Genomic DNA, 20,570 nt, shown 5'->3' with positions numbered 1-20,570 from the left:
GCCCCGGCCGTAGACTCGAAGTCAGGCACGACCAACCTCTTCGAGGAGGTCACTCCCAGATGCAAGCGAACGTGGGCGACAAGCTGCTGATGCACGGCAGGATCGTGGGACAGCACGACAAGGTCGCCGAAGTCGTCGAGGTGCTGGGCCCTGAGGGCAACCCCCCGTTCCGCGTCCGCTTCGAGGACGGGCACGAGGCGCTGATGTCCCCCGGTCCCGACACCGTCGTACGCCACCACGAGCAGACCTGATCAGCTCGGGGGCCTCACCCGGGTCGGATAGTGGTCGGCGACCACCTTTGCCATCGCCCCGGCCGGATCCGTCATGACCTCTTTCGCCGAGAAGAAGCAGTGGCCGCGGACCGTCGCGTACCGCCGGGCGAAGGTGAGGTGCCTGGACAGCTCCGCCGGATCCTGCCAGGGCGCGGGCTGACCGGGCATGCCCGCTTTGTACAGCGCTTCGCCGATGTACAGGTCGACGCCGGTCCCCCGGGCGACATCCGCCCACCAGGGAACCAGGGCCGCATAGTCGGCGGCCTGGAAGCCGATGTTCCAGTAGACCTGCGGAACGACGTAGTCGATCCAGCCCTTCCGGACCCATGTGCGGGTGTCGGCGTGCAGGGCGTCGTAGGTCTGGACACCGGCGGCGGTCGCCGAGCCGCGCGGGTCGGTCGCGGAATTGCGCCACACGCCGAACGGGCTGATCCCGAAGCGGACGCCGGGCTTGGCCTTGGTGATACGGGCGGCCATCTCGCTCACCAGCCGGTCGATGTTGCTGCGCCGCCAGGAGGCCTTGTCCGGGTGTCCGGCACCGTAGCGGGCATACGTGGCGTCGTCCCGGAAGACCTGTCCCGCGACGGGATACGGGTAGAAGTAGTCGTCGAAGTGCACCGCGTCGACGGCGTACCGGCGGACGGCGTCCATCATCGCGTCCTGGACGAAGCGGCGGACCTCGGGGATGCCGGGGTTGTAGTACAGCTTGCCGCCGTAGGGCAGGATCCAGCCGGGGTTCCGCCGGGCGGGGTGGTTCGGGACCAGCAGTGAGGGGTCGGTGTGGTTCGCCACCCGGTAGGGGTTGAACCAGGCGTGCAGCTGGAGACCGCGGCGGTGGGCCTCGGTCACCGCCGTACCGAGCGGGTCCCAGCCGGGATTCCTGCCCTGGACGCCGCTCAGATACTGGCTCCAGGGCTCGTGCGGGGACGGCCACAGCGCGTCCGCCGTAGGCCTCACTTGGAAGATCACCACATTCAGCCGGCGGGCGACCGCACTGTCGAGGTGGGCGAGCAGCTCGGCGCGCTGCGCCGCGGCGCTGAGGCCGGGCGCCGACGGCCAGTCCCGGTTGCCGACCGAAGCCAGCCACATCCCGCGGAATTCGCGCCGTTCGGCGCTGGTGCGCGGCGGTGCGGCGGCCGGCCGATCTGACGCAGCGGCCGCGTCCCCCGTCGCCGCCAGCGCGGACAGCGCTCCGGCGGCGGCTGCCACGAAACCCCTTCGCCCGATACGTGCCATATGACTGCCCCCTGCCCACTCGATGTGCGCTGTCGTGACTCTCCGTATTCAAGCAGCATGCCCGGCCCTGGCGGCCGGACACGCATACTCCCGGAGTAACGTCATGGGGTCGGGGCGGGCACCGGAACCATACGGGACCCCGCCGCACGAGTATCAGCGAAAGGCACGAGGTGACGGACTCAATGGCCGACATTGCACGCGTCGGAGTGGTGGGCTGCGGCCAGATGGGCGCGGGCATCGCGGAGGTGTGTGCCAGAAGCGGCCTCGAGGTGAAGGTCGCCGAGACCACGGGCGAGGCCCTGGAGATCGGGCGTACCCGCCTGCACAACTCCCTGTCCAAGGCCGCCGAGCGCGGCAAGATCACCGAGGCGGAGCGCGACGCGACCCTGGAGCGCCTCACCTTCACCACCGACCTCGGGGAGTTCGCCGACCGCGATCTCGTCATCGAGGCCGTCGTGGAGAACGAGCAGGTCAAGACGGAGATCTTCCAGATCCTCGACCAGGTGGTGACCCGCCAGGACGCGATCCTCGCCTCCAACACCTCCTCGATCCCGCTGGTGAAGCTCGCCGTCGCGACCTCGCGCCCCGACCAGGTCATCGGCATCCATTTCTTCAATCCGGCACCGGTCCAGAAGCTGGTGGAGCTGATCCCGGCGCTGACCACGTCCGAGGAGACCGTCAAGCGGTCCGAGGCCGTCGTGCAGCGCGTGCTCGACAAGCACCCGATCCGCGCCCAGGACCGCTCGGGCTTCGTGGTCAACGCGCTGCTCATCCCGTATCTGCTCTCCGCGATCCGGATGTTCGAGTCGGGCATCGCCAGCCGTGAGGACATCGACAACGGCATGGAGATGGGCTGCGCCCACCCGATGGGTCCGCTGAAGCTCTCCGACCTGATCGGCCTGGACACGGTGGCCTCGGTCGCCGACTCGATGTACGCCGAGTTCAAGGAGCCGCTGTACGCCGCTCCCCCGCTGCTCCAGCGGATGGTGGACGCGGGCCGGCTCGGCCGCAAGACGGGATCCGGTTTCTACCCGTACTCCTGAGCGCCTGACGCCCGCTCCTGATTCACACGGGGTGCGAGGGGCGTGCCCGCATATGCCGTGCGCACACGCTCCCGCCCCCCGAGCAGGGAGGGTTGACTCGGACCCGCTCAGTCAAGGGCCCGCCGTACACCCCCCGAACAGGAGCGACATCCGTGACAACCGACGCTGATCACTTACTGGCCGTCGAGGAGTTCGCAGAACTGCGCCGCAGCCTCGATGTCGGCCTCGCCCGGATCGACGGCCGGCTGGAGCTGCTCGCCCAGCGCAACGACCAGATCGACCGGGACCTGACCGATCTGGTCGCGCGCGTGGGGGCACTTGAGCATGCCCGGTGGCCACTGCCCGCCGTCGCCGCACTGACCGCGCTCGGGGCACTGGCCGTCGTGGTGTGGCAGGCGCTCGGGCCGTAGGCGCCTCGCCTCCCCTGCCGTGCCCGCCCCGTCCGATCAGCCCTGCCGCGCCGACCAGGTCGGATCAGCCCAGCCGCAGATGGTGCAGCATCAGCAGCCCGGCCGCCATGTTGGCGGCCGGGACCTCGCCGCGCGCGATCATGTCGGGCACCAGTTTCAGGGAGATCCACTCCCGGCGGGAGGACTCGAAGTCGTCCTCGGGGTGGCCCATGTACGTGGCCTCGTCGGCGACGTAGAGATGGTGGCGCGCGTCCGTGAGCCCGTTGGACGGCTCCACGGTGAGCAGATGCCGGAGGGGGCCCGGCCGCCAGCCGGTCTCCTCCTCCATCTCACGGGCGGCGGCGGCCGCGATGTCCTCGCCGTCCTCGACGACACCGGCGGGGAGCTCCCAGCCCCAGCTGTCCGTGATGAACCGGTGCCGCCACAGCAGCAGCACCTCGTTGGCCTCGTTGACCACGGTCGCGACGGCAACCGGGCGCAGCCGGATCAGGAAGTGGTCCAGATGCCGGCCGTCGGGCAGCGCGACATCCGCGAGGTTGACCCTGAACCAGCGGTTCTCATACACAGTTTGTTCGCTTAAGTTTGTCCACTGCACGTGTGTGCCACCTTCCGACAAGTAGGTGGCAACATCGCAGCAGGAGTACGGTCACAGGGGAACGCGCAGCGCCCCGTCGATGAGTTCGGCCGCTTCCTCGGCGTCGGCGCAGCCGCTCGCCGCGAGGGCCCGCCGCACGGCACGCAGCCGGTCGCGCAGCCGCTGGGACTCCATCCCCCGCGCCCGCTCCACCATCTCGGCCGCCGTCCGCGCCGCCCGGTCCATCTCACCCGCGCGCATCTCGATCTGGCTCAGCATCGCGAGCCGGTGCACCCGGCCGCGGTCGTGGGCCGGGGTGCCGACGGCCGCCGTGGCATGTTCCCGGGCCACCGTCAGATCCCCGAGGCTGAGCAGCGCTTCGGCCACCTGGACATTGACCAGTCCCGGTTGCACGTACCCCGTCTCGTCCGGTTCATGGCCCGGGCGGATCCGCTCCGCCTCGGACTCGGCGCAGTGGATGCACCGCAGCGCGCTGCCGCTGTCACCCAGGTGCGCGTACGCCTTCGCCTGCATCGCGTACAGGTCCGCGGCCAGGGCCGGCGTGATCTGGTGACCGGCAGCCCGCAGCGCCGCCTCGGCGAACGCCACCGCCTGCCGGTACTCGCCCATGTACAGCGACTGGTTGACCAGCAGCGCGATCACATAGGCGCCAAGTCCGCGGTCGCCGCTGGCCTTTGCCAGACGCAGTGCCTGATGGAAGTAACGCTGGGCGAGACCGTGCGCGTCGGAGTCGTACGCGCAGATGCCCGCCACCGCCACCAGCCCGCCCGTGGCACGGTGCAGTTGACGGCCGAGTGCGTCGCTGTAGGCGCCGCGCAGCAGGGGTGCGGTCTGCGCGTTGAGGAAGCCGACGACACGGGCGCGGACGGCGACACCGCCGGCCTTGCGGTACATCAGCTCGTAGTGCGCCCGCGCGGCACGCAGCATCTTGATGTCGGCCATGCTGACCCGGGTCGTGCCGCTGCGCGAGACATCCGCGTCCTCGGGCGGGTTCTCCCACTCCCACACGGGCATCACGGCGGGGGTGCCGGTGACGGCCGGGGCCCCCACGATGTGTGGCCGTTGCTGCTCGTCGGAGCGCCACAGGGCTGTTGCGCGGTCCACGAACCCGGAGAGCGAGGAGGCGCCCTGTGGCGACGGCCCGGGCGTGGCGAGTCCGATGTCGCCGAGCGTGATCACCCTGTGCAGCCGGCCGGCGAACACCTCGCAGATCAGGTCGGGCACCTGGCCGCGCGGGCGCTGGCCCTTCAACCACCGTGCCACGGCCGTGTGTTCGTACCGCAGCGACAGGCCTCTGGCCCGGCCCGCATGGTTGACGCGGGCGGCAAGTCCGGCGTGCGAGATGCCCGCTTCGTCGAGCAGGGCGTCGAGCAGGGTGTTGGGCTGCATGGGCACCCTCCGGTGACTCGGTCCGCTCAGCGTAGTAGAGGACGATTCGCACGGGGTGTGAAACAAGTGCGCTTTTCTGTGCCTTGCGTACGCTGCCGCCGGGCGGTGCGCGCCGGTTGACTGAAGGGCCTCTCACAGAGGCGGCCGGGCCGCCGGCTCCCCCTCGTACAGTGCGGCGGCCCCGATCGCGTCGTCTGCCCTGCTGATCTGCCCGACACTCCGCGGCAGGGCGGGCGGCGCCGGCCGTCGGCAGTCCCACTCCTGCCGAACACTGCACACGGCTGCGGAGAGCTATCGATTGGAGGGTTCCGGCCGGGCACGGCGCAGGGCGGTGTCACCGCTCTGCGCCGCTGCCCGTGTGCGGTCGTCGCGCAGCACCAGCAGCGCCACATCGTCGGCGATCCGCCCCCGGCGGGGGCGGTTTCCGGCTCCGCACACGCGTGAGGGGCGCATCCGCACGTGGCGGATGCGCCCCTCATCGGCGAACGGCCGCTCAGGCCCCGCGCAGCACCGCGCCGGTGCGCTCGGCGGCGAGCGCGACAGCGGCGTCACGGGCGGCCGACGCCTCGTCGACCGTCAGCGTGCGGTCCGCGGCACGGAAGCGCAGTGCGTACGCCAGGGACTTCTTGCCCTCGCCCAGCTGCTCGCCGGTGAAGACGTCGAACAGCCGGATGGACTCCAGCAGTTCGCCCGCGCCCTCGCGCAGTGCGGCCTCCACGTCGCCGGCGGGCACGTCCTCGGCGACGACCAGCGCGACGTCCTGGGTCGCCACCGGGAAGGTGGAGATCCGCGGAGCCTCGACGATGCCCCCGGCCTGCTCCAGCAGATCGAGCTCGATCTCCATGGCGCAGGTGCGCTCCGGCAGGTGCAGCTCCTTGACGACCCGCGGGTGCAGCTCACCGGCATGGCCGATGAGCGTCTCCTCACCGTTGACGGTCGCGAACAGTGCGGCGCAGCGCCCGGGGTGCCACGGCGCGTGCTGGTCGGCCCGCACGGTCAGCTCGACACCCGCCTCGCGGGCGAGCAGCCGGCCCGCCTCGATCGCGTCCGCCCATTCGGCCGGACCTCCCTTGCCCCACCAGCCGGCCTGCTCGCGGGCGCCCGCGAGGACGACCGCGGCGCGGCGCGGCTGGCGCGGCAGCGCGGCGTCCAGCTCGGCGATCTGCGCGTCGGTCGGACGGCGGTCGACCGGCAGTACCACGGCCGGCTTCTCGTCGCCGGTCGGCAGGAAGACCAGACCGGTCTCGAACAGCGCGAGGTCGTGGCTGCCACGGCCGTTGTTGCGCCGCAGCGTGGCGAGCAGGCCGGGCAGCAGTGTGGTGCGCAGCGCCGGCTCCTCGTCGGACAGCGGGTTGGAGAGCCGGACGACCCGGCGACGGGCGTCGTCCCCGTCCAGGCCGAGCTGGTCGAAGACCTTCTCGGCGATGAACGGATAGTTCGGCGCCTCGACGTAGCCGGCGCCCGCGAGCGCCCGGCCGACCCGCCGGTGCAGCCGCTGGCGTGCGGTCAGACCGCGGCCGGACGGCGGTGTGGGCAGCGTGGACGGAAGGTTCTCGTACCCCTCGAGCCGGATGACCTCTTCTGCGAGGTCGTTCGGCTGGGCGAGGTCGGGGCGCCACGACGGCACGGTGACGACGAGCTCGTCCTGCCCGTAGACGTCGCAGCCGACCTCCTGGAGGCGGCGTACGACGGTCTCGCGGCCGTAGGCGACACCCGCGACGCGGTCGGGGTGGTCCGCCGGCATGGTGATCGTACGCGGCGCGTACGGCGCGACGACCTCGGTGACGCCGCCGTCGGCGGTGCCGCCGGCGAGCAGCACCAGCAGATCGACGGTGCGCTGCGCGGCGGCGGCCGCGGCCAGCGGGTCGACGCCGCGCTCGAAGCGCTTGGACGCCTCGGAGGACAGCTTGTGCCGGCGCGCGGTCCGGGCGATGGCGACCGGGTCGAAGTGCGCGGCCTCGATGACGACCTCGGTGGTGGCCCCGGCGGTGTCGTCGTGGTCCGCGATCTCGGTGTTGGCACCGCCCATGACACCCGCGAGGCCGATCGGGCCGCGGTTGTCCGTGATGACCAGGTCCTCGGCGTCCAGGACGCGCTTGGCCCCGTCCAGGGTGGTGAGCTTCTCGCCGGGCTCGGCGCGGCGCACCCCGATCGGCCCGTCGAGACGGGAGCGGTCGTAGGCGTGCAGCGGCTGCCCGAGCTCCAGCATCACGTAGTTGGTGACGTCGACGGCGAGCGAGATCGGGCGCATCCCGGCCTTCTGCAGCCTGCGCTGCAGCCAGATCGGTGAGCGGGCCTCGGGCTCCAGGCCGACGACGGTGCGCGCGGTGAAGCGGTCGCAGCCGACCGGGTCGGAGACGTTGACCACGTGTCCGTACGAGTTCGGGCCGGGCACGTCGAGCAGCGCCGGGTCGCGCAGCGGCAGACCGTAGGCGATGGCGGCCTCGCGGGCGACGCCGCGGATCGACAGTGCATAGCCCCGGTCGGGGGTGACCGCGATGTCGAGGACCTCGTCGACGAGCTCCAGGAGCTCGATCGCGTCGGTGCCCACCTCGTACTCGGGCGGCAGCACGATGATGCCGCCGCTGCCGTCGTCGCCCATGCCGAGCTCGTCGCCGGAGCAGATCATGCCGTGCGAGGTCCTGCCGTACGTCTGGCGAGCGGCGATCGCGAAGTCTCCGGGCAGTACGGCGCCCGGGAGGACCACGACGACCTTGTCGCCGACGGAGAAGTTGCGCGCCCCGCAGACGATCTCCTGCGGCTCACCGCTGCCGTTGGCCTGGCCGACGTCGACGGTGCAGAAGCGGATGGGCTTCTTGAAGCCCTCCAGCTCCTCGATGGTCAGCACCTGGCCGACGACGAGCGGGCCCTTCAGGCCCGCGCCGAGCCGCTCGACAGTCTCGACCTCGAGGCCGGCGGAGATGAGCTTGGCCTGGACGTCGCGGCCGGTCTCCGTCTCCGGCAGGTCGACGTACTCCCGCAGCCAGGAAAGCGGGACCCGCATCAGATCTCCATCCCGAACGGCCGGGTGAACCGGACGTCACCCTCGACCATGTCTCGCATGTCTTCGACGTTGTGGCGGAACATCAGCATTCGCTCGATGCCGAACCCGAAAGCGAATCCGCTGTACTTGCTGGGGTCGACGCCGCAGGCCGTGAGCACCTTCGGGTTGACCATGCCGCAGCCGCCGAGCTCGATCCAGCCCTCGCTGGAGCAGGTGCGGCAGGGGCGGTCCGGGTTGCCGACGGACTCGCCGCGGCAGACGTAGCAGACCATGTCCATCTCGGCGGACGGCTCGGTGAACGGGAAGAAGTTCGGGCGCAGCCGGGTCTTCATGCCCTCGCCGAACAGCGCCTGGACCATGTGGTCCAGGGTGCCCTTGAGGTCCGCCATGGTCAGGCCCTCGTCGACGGCGAGCAGCTCGACCTGGTGGAAGACCGGAGTGTGCGTGGCGTCCAGCTCGTCGGTGCGGTAGACGCGGCCCGGGCAGATGACATAGACGGGCAGCTCACGCTCGAGCAGGGAGCGGATCTGCACGGGCGAGGTGTGCGTGCGCAGCACGACGCCGGAGCCCTGGCTTCCTGCTGCCGGGCCCTCGGCCTGGGCGGTGTCCCCGCTGCCCTGCACGAAGAAGGTGTCGTGCTCGCCGCGGGCCGGGTGGTCGGTGGCGATGTTGAGCGCGTCGAAGTTCAGCCATTCGGTCTCGACCTCGGGGCCTTCGGCGACCTCGTAGCCCATGGCCACGAAGACGTCCTCGATGCGCTCGGAGAGCGTGGTCAGCGGGTGGCGGGCACCTGCCGGGATGCGGTCGTAGGGCAGCGTGACATCGACCGCCTCCTCGACGAGCACCCGGGCATCGCGCTCGGCCTCGAGCTCGGCCTGCCGGGCGGCGAGCGCCTTGCTGACCTGGCCGCGGGCCTGGCCCACGCGCTTGCCGGCCTCGGCCTTGGCCTGCGGGGGCAGTGCGCCGATCTCACGGTTGGCGAGCGAGAGGGGTGAGGTGCCTCCGGTGTGCGCGACCTTGGCGTGGGCGAGCGCCTCGAGGGAGTCTGCGGCGGCGAAGGCGGCGAGCGCCTCGTCCCGCATGCGCTCGATCTGTTCCGGTTTCAGTGCCTCGACCTCAACGGGGTCGTACGACTTATTGGGTGCGGACATCTCTTCCCGTGCTTCCGATGGGCTGGCTGGGGACCCCGCACGTCGACCAAGGACGACCGAGGACGCAAAGGTGCCAAAGGTCGAGTCTAACGGGGTATGGGGAGGCGAATGAGCCCGCGGGCGGCTCGGGCGATCTCTACTGGAGATATGCCGGAGTGCCGACGGGCAGGATAAATCGGAACTCGGCGCCGCCGCCGCTCCCCCGGCCGACGGTGATCGTCCCGCCGTGCGCCTCGACGATGCCCTTGACGATGTAGAGGCCGAGACCGGTGCCACCGCGCTTGCTCCCCCGCCAGAAGCGGGTGAAGACACGGCCCATCGACTCCTCGGGGATGCCGGGGCCTTCATCGCTCACGGTGACCGCCGTGCCTTTCTCGTCGTTCTTCGCCGCGGCCGGCGCCACCTCGATGGTGACGGTTCCCTCGCCGTGGCGCACCGCATTTTCCAGCAGGTTGCCGAGTACCTGGTCGATCTTGTCGGGGTCGGCCCACAGGTCGGGCAGCTGCTCCCGGATGCGTACGAAGAACCGGTCGGGAGCCTGGCCGCCGGCTATGTGGGCCTGGACGTGCCTGCTGACGGCCGCGGGCATGTCGACGGGCTGGCGGCGCACCTCGAGCCGTCCGGAGTCGATCCGCGAGATGTCGAGGAGCTCGGCGATCAGCCGCGTGACACGGTTGGCGTCGGCATCGACGGTCTCCAGCATCAGGCGCTTCTGGTCGTCCGTGAAGCGCTCCCATTTGGCGAGCAGCGTCGCGGTGAAGCCCTTGACGGAGGTCAGCGGCGAGCGCAGCTCGTGGGCGACGGTGGCGATCAGTTCGGCGTGGCTGCGTTCGGTACGGCGCCGGGCCTCGGTGCCGCGCAGAGTGACCACGAGCCGGCGCAGCGGGCCGGTGGGGACGTCGCGTACATAGCGTGCGGAGACGAGGACCTCACGGCCGCCGGGGAGGAGCAGATTGCGCTCCGGCTGGCCGACGCGGGTGGCGAGTCCGCCGTACGGATCGGTCAGGGTCCACCAGCGGCGGCCCTTGAGATCCTCCAGCGGCAGCACACGCTCCAGCGGCAGTCCGATGGCGTCGTCCCTGGCGACGGCGGTGATGCGTACGGCGGCGGCGTTGAAGCAGACGACGTGGCCGGTCTCGTCGGCGACGACGAGTCCGTCGGGAAGGTCGTCGGGGTCGATCGCGGGCAGCTCGGGACTGCCGGATCGGCGCAGGAGAGCCGCCTGCGCCTGGGTCGGCCTGCTGGTCCCGACGGTCATAGCCCCGTACCCCACCTCTCCGCTGCCGAGTGGGCCCCCGAGCCCGCCACCCTACTAGCTCCTTGTGACGGAGCGGACCCCCTGAGCGAGTGGTCCGCTCAACGGGTGGCGCCGCCGGCGCGCTGGGCTCGTGCTGAGGCGTAGAGACATACGGCGGCGGCGGTCGCCAGGTTCAGGCTCTCGGCCCTTCCGTGGATCGGTACGCGCACGACGGCGTCGGCCAGCGCGCGGGTCTCCTCGGGCAGGCCCCAGGCCTCGTTGCCGAAGATCCACGCGGTGGGGCCGCCCATGGTGCCCGCGTCGAGCTCGGCATCGAGGTCGCGGTCGCCCGCGCCGTCGGCGGCGAGGACGCGGACCCCGGCGTCCCGCAGGCCCCGCACGGCCTGTTCCACGGGTACGCCGACGGCCACCGGCAGATGGAAGTGCGAACCGACCGACGCCCGCACGGACTTGGGGTTGTACAGATCGACGGAGGCGTCGGTGAGCACGACGGCGTCGGCGCCCGCGGCGTCGGCGCAGCGCAGCACGGTACCGGCGTTCCCGGGGTCGCGTACGTGGGCGAGTACGGCGACGAGCCGGGGGCGGGCGGCCAGGATGTCCTCGAACGGCGAGTCGAGGAACCGGCAGACGCCGACCAGACCCTGCGGAGTGACGGTCTGGGAGACCTCGGCGAGCACGCTGTCCGCGGCGTGATGCACCCGGGCGCCGGTGGCGCGGGCGGCGTCGACGATGTCCGCGTAGCGCTCGGCGGCCTCGACGGTGGTGAACAGCTCGACGAGCGTGGCCTCACCGCCGGGCCCGCGGTGGGCGACGGCCTCGCGCACGGCCTGCGGCCCCTCGGCGATGAACAGCTGGTCCTTCCCGCGGAAGTTGCGCTTGGCGAGCCGCCGGGCGGCGGCGACACGCGGGGAACGCGGGGAGATCAGCTCGGGGGTCGGCATGTGCCTGCGGCTCTCTGACTCGGTCCGGGCCGGGGCCCGGATACGGGGGTGCCCCCGCCCTGGCGGCCGACGGGGGTTCGGGGGGCCACCCCCGAGAACAACACCAAACGTGACCGGACCCGCAGGCCGCGCGGCCTGCGGGTCCGGTCACATGCGGATCAACGGACCCGTCAGGCGGCAGCCTTGGGGGCGTTGACGTCGCTCGGAAGCGCCTTCTGGGCAACCTCGACGAGCGCGGCGAACGCGTTGGCGTCGTTGACGGCCAGCTCGGCCAGGATCTTGCGGTCCACCTCGACGTTGGCGGCCTTCAGACCCTGGATGAGGCGGTTGTACGTCATGCCGTTCTGGCGGGCAGCGGCGTTGATGCGCTGGATCCACAGCTGACGGAAGTCGCCCTTGCGCTTCTTGCGGTCGTTGTAGTTGTAGACCAGGGAGTGGGTGACCTGCTCCTTGGCCTTGCGGTACAGGCGCGAACGCTGACCGCGGTAACCGCTGGCCTGCTCGAGGATCGCCCGGCGCTTCTTGTGGGCGTTGACTGCCCGCTTGACGCGTGCCACTTGTTTAACTCCTTGTAGCGGGGCCGTGGTCGGTGGTCACACGGCCCGGAAACGAATAGGTCCCGGTCTCGGCGTCCCGTCCCCGGCAGCGGGGACGGCGGACGTCACTTGCCGAGAAGCTTCTTGATCTTCTTGGCGTCGCCCGGAGCCATCTCGGCGTTGCCGCTGAGGCGACGCGTCAGCGTGGACGGCTTGTGCTCGAGCAGGTGGCGCTTGCCGGCGCGCTCACGGAGCACTTTGCCGGAGCCGGTGATCTTGAAGCGCTTCTTGGCACCGCTGTGCGTCTTGTTCTTCGGCATCGCGCCGTTATCTCCTCATCAGTGGCGCTCCCCCGGTGGGTACACCGGACAGCGGGAGCGTCAGATCTTGGTTTGTGGATTCCGGGCAGAACCCGGGGCCGCCTGGATGGCAGCCCCAGTGGTCATGCCTCGGAAGGTGTGTCGGAAGGTGCCTCGGCCGGAGCTTCGGCGCCCTGGTCCGCCGACTCTCCCGGCTGGCGTCCGGCCTTGCGGGCGGCCTGGGCCTCCCGGGCTTCGGCCATGGCCTCGGTCTTCTTCTTGTGCGGGCCAAGAACCATGATCATGTTCCGGCCGTCCTGCTTCGGGTTCGACTCGATGAAGCCGAGGTCCTCGACATCCGAGGCGAGACGCTGCAGCAGGCGGAAGCCGAGCTCGGGGCGGGACTGCTCACGACCACGGAACATGATCGTGATCTTGACCTTGTCGCCCTGCTTGAGGAACCGAACGACGTGACCCTTCTTGGTGTCATAGTCGTGCGGGTCGATCTTCGGCCGGAGCTTCATCTCCTTGATGACCGTGTGCGCCTGATTCTTGCGCGCCTCACGGGCCTTCATGGCCGACTCGTACTTGAACTTCCCGTAGTCCATGAGCTTGCACACGGGCGGACGGGCGTTCGCCGCGACCTCGACCAGATCGAGGTCGTACTCCTGCGCAAGCTCCAGGGCCTTGGCAAGCGGAACAATCCCGACCTGCTCGCCGCTGGGACCGACAAGTCGCACCTCGGGAACGCGAATTCGGTCGTTGATGCGGGGCTCGGCGCTGATGGATCCTCCTAAGTAGCACCACACGACCGCCTGGCAGACAGCCGCGTAACGTCTGTTTCAACGGACCAACCGCACCGGAACACGAAAAATGCCCCGGACGGGACACAGGCGGATGCTCCTTGGAATACCGGAACACCGCCGCGGTCAACCGCGGGGCGCACATCGGGCGACTCCATCGTCCGTACGGAACGATGGGGGCCGCCTGACCGGTGACCCGCCGCCCGGAGGGCGGTCAGGTGGGAGATCGGAGCCTCCACTTGTGGGCTGGGCACGCAGGTGTCCAGCCGGTCGTCACACAAGGTTAGCAGCTCCCGGCGGAAGGGGCTAACCGGTGGCCGCGGCGGGGGGCCGGACGGCGGGGCATATCGTGTGCGTCATGAGTGACGCGACCTCCCCCCAAGAGCCCTCCCCCGACGAGGCCCCCGATTTCGACGCCATGACCCGCGACATCGCCGAGGTCCCCGCCGTCGAGGTGATCGTCACGGTCGCGGTCAATCTGATGAGCGCCGCCGCCGTGAAGCTCGGTCTGACCGAGGACGCCGAGGACCACAAGGACCTGGACGAGGCCCGCAAGCTGGTCCATGCGCTGGCCGGTCTGCTGGACGCCGGCGCCACCGAGATCAGCTCCTTCCACGCGGCGCCGCTGCGTGACGGACTGAAGTCGCTGCAGCTGGCCTTCCGCGAGGCGTCGCTCGTGCCGGACGAGCCGGGCCAGGGCCCCGGCGAGAAGTACACCGGCCCGGTCTACGGCTGACCCGCCCGGACAGGGCTATACGCGGACGAACAGGGGCTCGCCCGGAGGGGTGGCCTCGGCAGGCAGCAGTGCCAGGTCGAGGCCCCGCACCAGGCGGGCCCTCAGTACGTCGTCGGCCGCCAGCGCCGCGGCGACACGCCGGCCGGCCTCGGCCGGGACCGCGTCCGCGGCGAGCACCAGCGCGAGCGTGCCGTCCGTGTCCCGGCCACGGACGAGATGTGCCCGCAGCACCATCGGCTCGGCGGCGACCGCGTTCCGTACGGCGCCGGTGACGGCGGGGTCGGCCAGCGGGTCGGTGCTGGTGCGGCCCTCGGCGAGGGCGAGCAGTGCCCGGCCGGCCAGCTGGTACGGAACGGGCCCGGCCAGGTCGATGACGAGGGTGTCCGCCTTCTCGTGGGCGGCGGCCTGGAGCGCCTGGTACAGCGGCACGGCCACGGGGCGGGCCTCGGGGTTCCAGCGGGCGAGCGAGGCGATCGACGTGAAGGCGGGCAGGGCTCTGCGGTCGCCGGCGGTCAGCGTGGGAACCGCCATGTCACTGGTCTTCTCGCGGCGCAGGCCGTTCTCGTCCTCCTCCACCTCACCGAGTACGGCGACGACAGGGACGAGCAGCCGCGCGCCCTTGAGTGCTTCGAGCACCGGTTCTTCGGCCGAGCCGTCCTCGGCCCAGGCGGCGAGCGCCGCCTCGAGGGCCGGGTCGGCCGTGCCGTCGTCGTCGGAGAAACCGGGGTCGGGAATGTTCTTGAGCGCCACGCGTCGAGCCTAGCCTCCTGTCCATGAGTGCCAGCGTCTCGGTCGCCGTCCTGCGCGCGGGAAGCGGCGAGCCCTTGGTGTACGGCGACGAGCGGACGTATCCGTGCGCCAGCATCGTCAAGATCGCGATCCTCGCGGCGCTGGAGGAACCGCTGTCCGAGCCGGAGCGGGGACGGGCCCGGGCCATGATCGTGAGGAGCGACAACGACGCCGCGACGGCCTTGTGGGAGCGGATCGGCGGGGCGGCCGGGCTCGATGCGGCCGTTGCGCGGCTGGGGCTGGGCGAGACCGTGGCGGACCGGGCATGGGGCCTGACCCGGACGACGGCACGCGACCAGCTCACCCTGCTGCGGGCGGTGTTCGAGGGGAACCACGCGTATCTGCGGTCCCTGATGCGGCAGGTGGTCCCAGGACAGGACTGGGGCGTGTCGGCGGCGGGCGCTCCGTGGGCGCTGAAGAACGGCTGGATGCCGATGCGTGCGACCGGTCTGTGGGTCGTCCACTCGGTGGGCCAGGCCGGCGGCAGCCTGATCGCGGTCCTCTCGGACGGTCATCCGACGAAGGAGTCGGGCGTCGCGTGCGTCGAGGCGGCGGCGCGGAAGGCGGTGGGGGCGCGCTGAACGGTGAGCGCCGCGGGCCCCTACCGCGTACGGCTGCTGCGTCCGCCGCGCCAGAGCGCGACGGCGGCGGCGAGCATCAGGACGCCGAGGCCTCCCGCGACCGGGGCGAGTACGCCGGTCGGTGCGCCGTCCTCGTCCGCAGGGGTGGGCCCTGGGCCGAAGTACTGCTTCGCGTAGCCCGCGGTCGCCGTCCCAGGCTGCGCGGGGCGCAGCTTGGCGCCCGCCGCGAGGGCCGCGGCGGGGTCGACCAGGCCGTGTCCCCGGGAGTCGTCACGGCCGCCCGTGGGTGAGTTGCGGGCGGTGTCACTGAGGAGCTTCTTGATCTGGGCCGGGCTCAGGTCCGGGTGGGCGGACCTGACCAGGGCGACCGCTCCGGACACGAAGGCGGCGGCCGCGCTGGTGCCCCAGCCCTGGTAGTAGCGGCGGTCCGGATGGGCGATCACGATGTCGACGCCGGGTGCGCTGACGGTGGCGTACCAGCGACGGGTGGAGAAGGCGGCGTGGGTGCCGAAGCGGTCGACGGCCGTCACCGCGATCACGCCGGGGTAGGCGGCGGGGTACGAGACGTGGTCGCCCTTCTCGCCGCCGTTGCCGGCCGAGGCGACCACGACTGCGCCCCTGGAGAGCGCGTACTGCACGGCGGCGTCCTCGCCCGCATCGGGGTGCGCGGACTTGCTGTCGTCGCCGAGGGAGAGGTTGATGACGTCGGCGCCGTGGTCGGCTGCCCAGCGGATGCCCTGGGCGAGAGCGGTGCCACGGGTCTTGCGGGCGCGGTCGCGGCTCTTGTCGCCGCCTTCGAGGATGACCCGGACGGGGAGGATCTTGGCCTCGGGGGCGATGCCCATGACCCCGGACTCGTTGCCGAAGCCATGACCGTGGGCCGCGATGATCCCGGCCATGGCGGTGCCGTGGTGGGCCCAGGCGCGGTCGCCGCGCTCGGCCCCGAAGCCGACGAGATCCTTGCCGGGCAGGACCGATCCGGCCAGGTCCGGATGCTGGTCGTCGACGCCCGTGTCCAGGACCGCGACGGTGATGCCCTTTCCCTTGGTGGTCTGCCATGCCTGCTCGGTGTGCAGCGCCTCGAGGCCCCACTGCTGGGCCCGGATCGCATCCGCGTGGGCGGGTGTCGCGGGCAGCAGCGCGAAGGAGACGGCGGCGAGGAGGGCGGCGACGCGGTGGCGGCGGCGGGTCATTCGGGCTTCTCCGTCGCGGCTGCGGTGAAGGCGGTGCGCAGCCGGGTCTTTACGGCGGTGGCGATTCCGTCGGCATCGTGGCCGAGGCCGGCCTGCGCGGGCGCGGAGGTCGCGCCGGCGGCCTTGGCCTCGTCGGCGGGCTGGGGGTCGGTGACGGTACGGCCGTCGGCGAAGCCGGACACGGCGTAGACGACGACGGGCGCCTCGGTCATCACGTCGACGGTCCAGCTCGCGCGCTGCTTCTTGCCGAACTTCGCGGCGACGGTCTTCTCGGCCCCCAGCGTGCGGGGCATCAGGTCGGTGCGCTCCCCCAGCGACTGCGCGGTGAACCGGTCGCCCAGAGCCCGCATGCCCTGCTTGTCGGCCTTGGTGAAGACCATGCCGACCGTGGTGACGCTGGTGGCGGTGGCGTCGGTGTACGTGGCGCGCAGCACGCGGGAGCAGCCGACCGGCTCCAGCGTCTTGACCAGCAGGGGATCCAGGGCGGTGGCGCAGCCGCCGGCGGGTGCGACGGCGACCCGCGTCCAGACCCGGTCGGCGCCGCCGGGGCCCGCGTCGGGGCCCTTGAGCGTACGGGGGAACAGTGTGTCCACGGGGACGCTGTGCCAGAGCGAGCCGGCCTCGGCGTACGGGTCGCCGGTGGCGGAGTCCGCGCTCGAACTGCCGGTCAGCCAGATGCCGGTGACCGCGCCGCCGATCAGCCCCAGTCCGAGCACGACGCAGGCGACGGCGCTGACGGTGCGCGCGGGGTGCCGGGTGCGTACGGGCCGCAGCCGGGTGGTCATCTCGGCGGGCGTCTCCGGCGGAGCCCAGGCATGGACGGGTGGCCGGGGCGCGCCCGGCCGCGGCGTCATGTCCACGGTGCCGACGGGCCTGCGGCGGGCTTGCGGCGGGAGCGGCGGCCGGGGTGGCGGGGTGCCGGCCCCGCCGATCGGCCGCAGGCGGGTGGTGGTCTCGGCGTCGGGGATGCCGGCGCCGGATCCCGTCGTCGTGCTCGGCGGAGCCCACGGCGCGGTGGCCTCTGCCCTGGCGGCCGGGTCCGCGGCGGGCCGGGCAGGCGGGGCCTGAGGGACGCGGGCGGGCGGTGCGGTGGGGGCGGGCGGCACCGGCCGTGCCGCCTGCCCGGGCGCGCGGGCGACGGAAGCGCGAGACGCGGTCGAGGGGCCCGGCTCGGCACGGGACACGGGCGGGGTTGCGGGCGGCGCCGGGGGTCCGCCGGGGTGCGGAGCGCACGGCGCGGGCCGCGGGGGTACGGCGGGCGCTTGAGCATCCTGTCCCGCCGCCGGGCCGGACCTCGCCGGGCGGGCCTCGGGGGCGCGCGGCGCTGACGGCTCAGGGGTGGTGGTGGACGGTCTCGGCGACGGCGCGCGGTCGGGGGCCGCAGGCGTGGCAGGCCGGTGCGGAGCCACAGGCGTACGCCCGTCGAACCCACCCTCACGCGTCACGGACGCGGACCGGGGCGACGCATCCGAAGCGGACACGCGCCCGGGCGCCTGACCCGACGCTCCCGGAGCGGCGGTGCGCGCCGCAGGCGCGGGTGCGCCAGGGACGGACCGGTCCGGAGCGGACGCGGCAGGCGCGGGTGCGGACCGGTCCGCAGCGGACGCGGCAGGCGGCGTCGGACGGTGCGGGGCAGATGAGGCGGGCAGGCGCGTCGCGGGGCCGGGCGCCGAGCCGGGCTCTGGGGGCGTGACACGCGCCGGCGGCTGGGGCGGCACCGTCGGCGCGGCCCGGTCCGGGTCGGGGGCCGTGTGCCGGTCCGGGTGCGCAGCCTGGTTCGACGTGGCGGGCGGCGTGTCCCCGTCCGCGGCCGGCGGCTCCATGGGCTGGAAGGCGTCCGAGATGCGCGACGGCGACGGGCGCTGTGCCTCCGTGCTCATTCCGCCCCCGTTCCAGGTTCACGTTCGCCGACGGATCACCCTTCGGGGCAGGCCCGTTCGCCACTGCGTGCCCGTCACTCTAACGGGCTCGGCCGAGGTCGTCGGCCACGCGCCCGCAGGTCCGGTGGATCTGCCCAGAACATCCCCTACCCCGGGGTATTCCGGTCTGGCAAGCTCAGGCCATGACCCGCTTCGACAGGGCCACCGCCCATCTCGACGCCCCGCTCGCCGTCGTCGATCTCGACGCATTCGATGCCAACGCCGCGGATCTGGTGCGCAGAGCGGGCGGCAAGCCCATCCGGGTGGCCAGCAAGTCGGTGCGCTGCCGCGCACTGCTGGAGCGGGTGCTGGCGATGGACGGTTTCGCCGGGATCATGTCGTTCACGCTCGACGAGTCGCTGTGGCTCGCGCGCGCGGGTTTCGACGACGTACTGCTGGCGTATCCGTCGGCGGACCGTTCGGGCTTCGCCGAGCTCGCGGGCGATGCCAAGCTCGCCGCGGCCGTGACCGTGATGATCGACGACCACGCGCAGCTCGAACTCATCGACGGTGCGCGGGCGGGCGGCACGGAGGAGATCCGGGTGTGTCTGGAGCTGGACACCGCGCTCCAGCTCCTGGGCGGCCGGGTACGGATCGGGGCGCGGCGCTCTCCGCTGCGCGAGCCCGCCCAACTGACCGAGCTGGCCAGATCCGTCGTCCGCCGGCCCGGTTTCCGGCTGGTGGGGCTGATGGCGTACGAGGGGCACATAGCCGGGGTCGGCGACTCGGTCGACGGATCTCCGCTGCGCTCACGGGCCGTACGGCTGATGCAGAGTGCGGCCCGCAAGGAGCTCGCCGCTCGGCGGGCCGCTGTGGTGCGGGCGGTACGTGCGGTCGCACCCGGCCTGGAGTTCGTGAACGGGGGCGGCACGGGCAGTGTCCAGCACACCGCCGCGGAGGACGCGGTGACCGAGATCGCCGCAGGCTCGGGTCTGTACCTCCCGCGGCTCTTCGACAACTACACCTCGTTCAGCGGTCGTCCTGCCGCTCTGTTCGCCCAGCCCGTGGTGCGGCGCCCCGGTGTGGGCGTGGTGACCGTGCTCGGCGGCGGCTACCCCGCGTCCGGCGCGGCCGGCAAGGACAGGCTGCCGGTCCCGTGTCTCCCCGAGGGTCTGCGCTACGACCCGCAGGAAGGCCCGGGCGAGGTGCAGACCCCGCTGCTCGGTTCCGCCGCCGACGACCTGCTGATCGGTGACAAGGTGTGGTTCCGGCATGCCAAGGCCGGGGAGATGTGCGAGCGGTTCGACACGCTGCATCTGATCGAGGGCGACCGGGTGACGGGCAGTGCCCCCACCTACCGCGGTGAGGGCCTCACCTTCCTCTAACGCGTTCCGCCGGCGCGCTGCCGGCCGAAACGCGCTCGGTCGCGTACGGCGGCCGTGGTCTCATACCCGCGGGACAGCGCCTCCCCGACCACTCGGCGACCTGTGTTCCCCGCTGCTCCGAACACAGTGATCCGCGTGAAGGGAGCCTTGCTCCCTGTCCTGTGTCTGCTTGTCCTGTTTCTGCTTGTCCGGTATTTGCCGGCTCTGCCGGCGGCCCTGGGCCGCGACGAGCGCGGCGAGGACGACGAGACCGCCGACCGCCTGAAGGGGGTTGAGTCGCTGGCCGAGCACGAGCAGGCCCAGCGCGGTGGCGACGAGGGGGCTGAGCAGCCCGAGGAAGGACACGCCCGTCGGGGACAGCGCGCGGATCCCCCGGAACCACAGGGCGTACGCGAGGGCGGCGCCGATGAGCGAGAGATACGCGTACCCGGCCAGATTCGCCGCCGTGAGCGTCGTGGGCGGCGGTCCTTCGACGGCCAGGGCGACCGGGAGCATCAGCAGTCCCCCGGCAACCAGTTGCCAGCCGGTGGTGGCGAGCAGCGGCGCGGGCGAGGGCCACCGCTTCGCCAGAACGATGCCCGCGGCCATCACGAGTGCCCCGCCGAGTGCCGCAGCGACCCCGAGGCCATCCAGCCGGGCGTCCGCCCGCAGCACGAGCAGGCTCACCCCGCCCACCCCCGCGACTCCCGCGAGCGCCGTGCGCAGCGACAGCCGCTCACCGAGGAGCACCGCGGACAGTCCCGCCGCGAACAGGGGCTGCACGGCTCCGACGGTGGCCGCCACCCCGCCCGGCAGCCGGTAGGCGGCGACGAACAGAAGCGCGTTGAAGACACCGATGTTGAGCGCGCCGAGCACGAGGGCGCGGGACCACCACACGCCGTGCGGCAGTCGCCGGGTGATGGCCATGAGCAGCAGTCCCGCGGGCAGTGCCCGGACGACCGCGGCAAGCAGGGGGCGGTCGGGCGGCAGCAGTTCGGTGGTGACGAGGTAGGTGGTGCCCCAGATCGCGGGCGCCAGCGCGGTCACCAAAGTGATTCTCAACTGGTCACTTAGCACTAAGTGAATGTATCTCATCGCTAAGGAAGTGACT

21 protein-coding genes are annotated in these 20,570 nt (G+C 72.0%); 6 read left to right on the top strand and 15 right to left on the bottom strand.

All coding sequences use genetic code 11. The features are described 5' to 3' along the window. Nucleotides 1-59: 59 nt before the first annotated feature. Nucleotides 60-251, top strand: a complete 192-nt coding sequence (locus OHS70_RS30445) for a DUF1918 domain-containing protein (protein ID WP_328402649.1) — start codon at nt 60-62, stop codon at nt 249-251. On the opposite strand, the gene OHS70_RS30440 is transcribed toward OHS70_RS30445, so the two are convergent. Further along, nucleotides 252-1,508: a glycoside hydrolase family 10 protein gene (locus OHS70_RS30440; RefSeq protein WP_328402647.1), complete on the bottom strand. Its 1,257-nt coding sequence runs from the start codon at nt 1,506-1,508 to the stop codon at nt 252-254. Between the two features lie 182 nt (nt 1,509-1,690). On the opposite strand from OHS70_RS30440, the gene OHS70_RS30435 reads away from it, so the two are divergent. Continuing rightward, on the top strand, nt 1,691-2,551 hold the full coding sequence (locus OHS70_RS30435; protein WP_328402645.1) for a 3-hydroxybutyryl-CoA dehydrogenase: 861 nt from the start codon (nt 1,691-1,693) through the stop codon (nt 2,549-2,551). 152 nt (nt 2,552-2,703) lie between these two features. Further along, nucleotides 2,704-2,961, top strand: coding sequence for a hypothetical protein (locus OHS70_RS30430; RefSeq protein WP_328402643.1), 258 nt, complete (start codon nt 2,704-2,706; stop codon nt 2,959-2,961). A gap of 64 nt (nt 2,962-3,025) precedes the next feature. Here OHS70_RS30430 and OHS70_RS30425 read toward each other — a convergent pair whose 3' ends face one another. The 10 genes from OHS70_RS30425 to infC all read right to left on the bottom strand — a co-directional run bounded on the left by OHS70_RS30425 (nt 3,026) and on the right by infC (nt 12,943). Then, on the bottom strand, nt 3,026-3,556 hold the full coding sequence (locus tag OHS70_RS30425; protein ID WP_328402641.1) for an NUDIX hydrolase: 531 nt from the start codon (nt 3,554-3,556) through the stop codon (nt 3,026-3,028). A gap of 51 nt (nt 3,557-3,607) precedes the next feature. Continuing rightward, a complete protein-coding gene (locus OHS70_RS30420; RefSeq protein ID WP_328402639.1) occupies nt 3,608-4,945 on the bottom strand; it encodes a transcriptional regulator in 1,338 nt (445 codons plus the stop codon). 291 nt (nt 4,946-5,236) lie between these two features. Beyond that, nucleotides 5,237-5,398: a hypothetical protein gene (locus OHS70_RS30415; RefSeq protein WP_328402637.1), complete on the bottom strand. Its 162-nt coding sequence runs from the start codon at nt 5,396-5,398 to the stop codon at nt 5,237-5,239. Between the two features lie 40 nt (nt 5,399-5,438). Further along, nucleotides 5,439-7,949: a phenylalanine--tRNA ligase subunit beta gene (pheT, locus tag OHS70_RS30410; protein WP_328402635.1), complete on the bottom strand. Its 2,511-nt coding sequence runs from the start codon at nt 7,947-7,949 to the stop codon at nt 5,439-5,441. Continuing rightward, the gene (pheS, locus tag OHS70_RS30405; RefSeq protein WP_328402633.1) at nt 7,949-9,100 is read right to left on the bottom strand and encodes a phenylalanine--tRNA ligase subunit alpha; all 1,152 of its coding nucleotides are present in this window, start codon (nt 9,098-9,100) and stop codon (nt 7,949-7,951) included. Before pheS ends, pheT begins: the two co-directional genes overlap by 1 nt. Nucleotides 9,101-9,236: 136 nt before the next feature. Continuing rightward, nucleotides 9,237-10,358 carry a sensor histidine kinase gene (locus tag OHS70_RS30400; RefSeq protein WP_328402631.1) on the bottom strand — a complete coding sequence of 374 codons (1,122 nt, stop codon included), beginning with the start codon at nt 10,356-10,358 and terminating at the stop codon, nt 9,237-9,239. Nucleotides 10,359-10,456: 98 nt separating this feature from the next. Continuing rightward, complete coding sequence (locus OHS70_RS30395; protein ID WP_328402629.1) at nt 10,457-11,299, bottom strand: TrmH family RNA methyltransferase; 843 nt, start codon at nt 11,297-11,299, stop codon at nt 10,457-10,459. A 170-nt stretch (nt 11,300-11,469) separates the two neighbouring features. Continuing rightward, nucleotides 11,470-11,856 carry a 50S ribosomal protein L20 gene (rplT, locus tag OHS70_RS30390; protein ID WP_328402627.1) on the bottom strand — a complete coding sequence of 129 codons (387 nt, stop codon included), beginning with the start codon at nt 11,854-11,856 and terminating at the stop codon, nt 11,470-11,472. Between the two features lie 104 nt (nt 11,857-11,960). Beyond that, nucleotides 11,961-12,155 carry a 50S ribosomal protein L35 gene (rpmI, locus tag OHS70_RS30385; protein WP_328402625.1) on the bottom strand — a complete coding sequence of 65 codons (195 nt, stop codon included), beginning with the start codon at nt 12,153-12,155 and terminating at the stop codon, nt 11,961-11,963. Nucleotides 12,156-12,277: 122 nt separating this feature from the next. Further along, nucleotides 12,278-12,943 carry a translation initiation factor IF-3 gene (gene infC, locus OHS70_RS30380; RefSeq protein WP_328402623.1) on the bottom strand — a complete coding sequence of 222 codons (666 nt, stop codon included), beginning with the start codon at nt 12,941-12,943 and terminating at the stop codon, nt 12,278-12,280. Between the two features lie 352 nt (nt 12,944-13,295). Between infC and OHS70_RS30375 the strand changes: the two genes are divergently transcribed. Then, a complete protein-coding gene (locus OHS70_RS30375; protein WP_328402621.1) occupies nt 13,296-13,673 on the top strand; it encodes a DUF1844 domain-containing protein in 378 nt (125 codons plus the stop codon). 15 nt (nt 13,674-13,688) lie between these two features. Here OHS70_RS30375 and OHS70_RS30370 read toward each other — a convergent pair whose 3' ends face one another. Next, complete coding sequence (locus OHS70_RS30370; protein ID WP_328402619.1) at nt 13,689-14,423, bottom strand: SseB family protein; 735 nt, start codon at nt 14,421-14,423, stop codon at nt 13,689-13,691. 23 nt (nt 14,424-14,446) lie between these two features. On the opposite strand from OHS70_RS30370, the gene OHS70_RS30365 reads away from it, so the two are divergent. Continuing rightward, nucleotides 14,447-15,043, top strand: coding sequence for a serine hydrolase (locus OHS70_RS30365; protein WP_328402617.1), 597 nt, complete (start codon nt 14,447-14,449; stop codon nt 15,041-15,043). Nucleotides 15,044-15,063: 20 nt separating this feature from the next. Here the strand turns inward: OHS70_RS30365 and mycP are convergent, their stop codons facing one another. Both mycP and OHS70_RS30355 read right to left on the bottom strand, forming a co-directional pair. Next, nucleotides 15,064-16,236, bottom strand: a complete 1,173-nt coding sequence (mycP, locus tag OHS70_RS30360; protein WP_328402615.1) for a type VII secretion-associated serine protease mycosin — start codon at nt 16,234-16,236, stop codon at nt 15,064-15,066. Then, on the bottom strand, nt 16,233-17,342 hold the full coding sequence (locus tag OHS70_RS30355) for a hypothetical protein (RefSeq protein ID WP_328402613.1): 1,110 nt from the start codon (nt 17,340-17,342) through the stop codon (nt 16,233-16,235). Before OHS70_RS30355 ends, mycP begins: the two co-directional genes overlap by 4 nt. Before the next feature lie 956 nt (nt 17,343-18,298). Here OHS70_RS30355 and OHS70_RS30350 point away from each other — a divergent pair. After that, nucleotides 18,299-19,480: an amino acid deaminase/aldolase gene (locus tag OHS70_RS30350; RefSeq protein ID WP_328402611.1), complete on the top strand. Its 1,182-nt coding sequence runs from the start codon at nt 18,299-18,301 to the stop codon at nt 19,478-19,480. Nucleotides 19,481-19,540: 60 nt separating this feature from the next. On the opposite strand, the gene OHS70_RS30345 is transcribed toward OHS70_RS30350, so the two are convergent. Beyond that, nucleotides 19,541-20,554 carry an EamA family transporter gene (locus tag OHS70_RS30345; RefSeq protein WP_328402609.1) on the bottom strand — a complete coding sequence of 338 codons (1,014 nt, stop codon included), beginning with the start codon at nt 20,552-20,554 and terminating at the stop codon, nt 19,541-19,543. Nucleotides 20,555-20,570 lie beyond the last annotated feature (16 nt).

The sequence above is a fragment of the Streptomyces sp. NBC_00390 genome, assembly GCF_036057275.1.
GTDB lineage: Bacteria > Actinomycetota > Actinomycetes > Streptomycetales > Streptomycetaceae > Streptomyces.
Note: the sequence above shows the minus strand (reverse complement) of the source record. Positions and strands in the feature narration are given on the sequence as shown.

Bases quoted from the DNA above. Each gene is read 5' to 3' on its own strand.
- OHS70_RS30395 (WP_328402629.1), bottom strand. From the start codon at position 11,299: ATGCCGACCCCCGAGCTGATCTCCCCGCGTTCCCCGCGTGTCGCCGCC.
- OHS70_RS30365 (WP_328402617.1), top strand. From the start codon at position 14,447: ATGAGTGCCAGCGTCTCGGTCGCCGTCCTGCGCGCGGGAAGCGGCGAG.
- OHS70_RS30350 (WP_328402611.1), top strand. From the start codon at position 18,299: ATGACCCGCTTCGACAGGGCCACCGCCCATCTCGACGCCCCGCTCGCC.
- pheS (WP_328402633.1), bottom strand. From the start codon at position 9,100: ATGTCCGCACCCAATAAGTCGTACGACCCCGTTGAGGTCGAGGCACTG.
- OHS70_RS30375 (WP_328402621.1), top strand. From the start codon at position 13,296: ATGAGTGACGCGACCTCCCCCCAAGAGCCCTCCCCCGACGAGGCCCCC.
- OHS70_RS30445 (WP_328402649.1), top strand. From the start codon at position 60: ATGCAAGCGAACGTGGGCGACAAGCTGCTGATGCACGGCAGGATCGTG.
- OHS70_RS30345 (WP_328402609.1), bottom strand. From the start codon at position 20,554: ATGAGATACATTCACTTAGTGCTAAGTGACCAGTTGAGAATCACTTTG.
- OHS70_RS30420 (WP_328402639.1), bottom strand. From the start codon at position 4,945: ATGCAGCCCAACACCCTGCTCGACGCCCTGCTCGACGAAGCGGGCATC.
- mycP (WP_328402615.1), bottom strand. From the start codon at position 16,236: ATGACCCGCCGCCGCCACCGCGTCGCCGCCCTCCTCGCCGCCGTCTCC.
- rpmI (WP_328402625.1), bottom strand. From the start codon at position 12,155: ATGCCGAAGAACAAGACGCACAGCGGTGCCAAGAAGCGCTTCAAGATC.
- OHS70_RS30400 (WP_328402631.1), bottom strand. From the start codon at position 10,358: ATGACCGTCGGGACCAGCAGGCCGACCCAGGCGCAGGCGGCTCTCCTG.
- OHS70_RS30415 (WP_328402637.1), bottom strand. From the start codon at position 5,398: ATGCGCCCCTCACGCGTGTGCGGAGCCGGAAACCGCCCCCGCCGGGGG.
- OHS70_RS30435 (WP_328402645.1), top strand. From the start codon at position 1,691: ATGGCCGACATTGCACGCGTCGGAGTGGTGGGCTGCGGCCAGATGGGC.
- OHS70_RS30440 (WP_328402647.1), bottom strand. From the start codon at position 1,508: ATGGCACGTATCGGGCGAAGGGGTTTCGTGGCAGCCGCCGCCGGAGCG.
- pheT (WP_328402635.1), bottom strand. From the start codon at position 7,949: ATGCGGGTCCCGCTTTCCTGGCTGCGGGAGTACGTCGACCTGCCGGAG.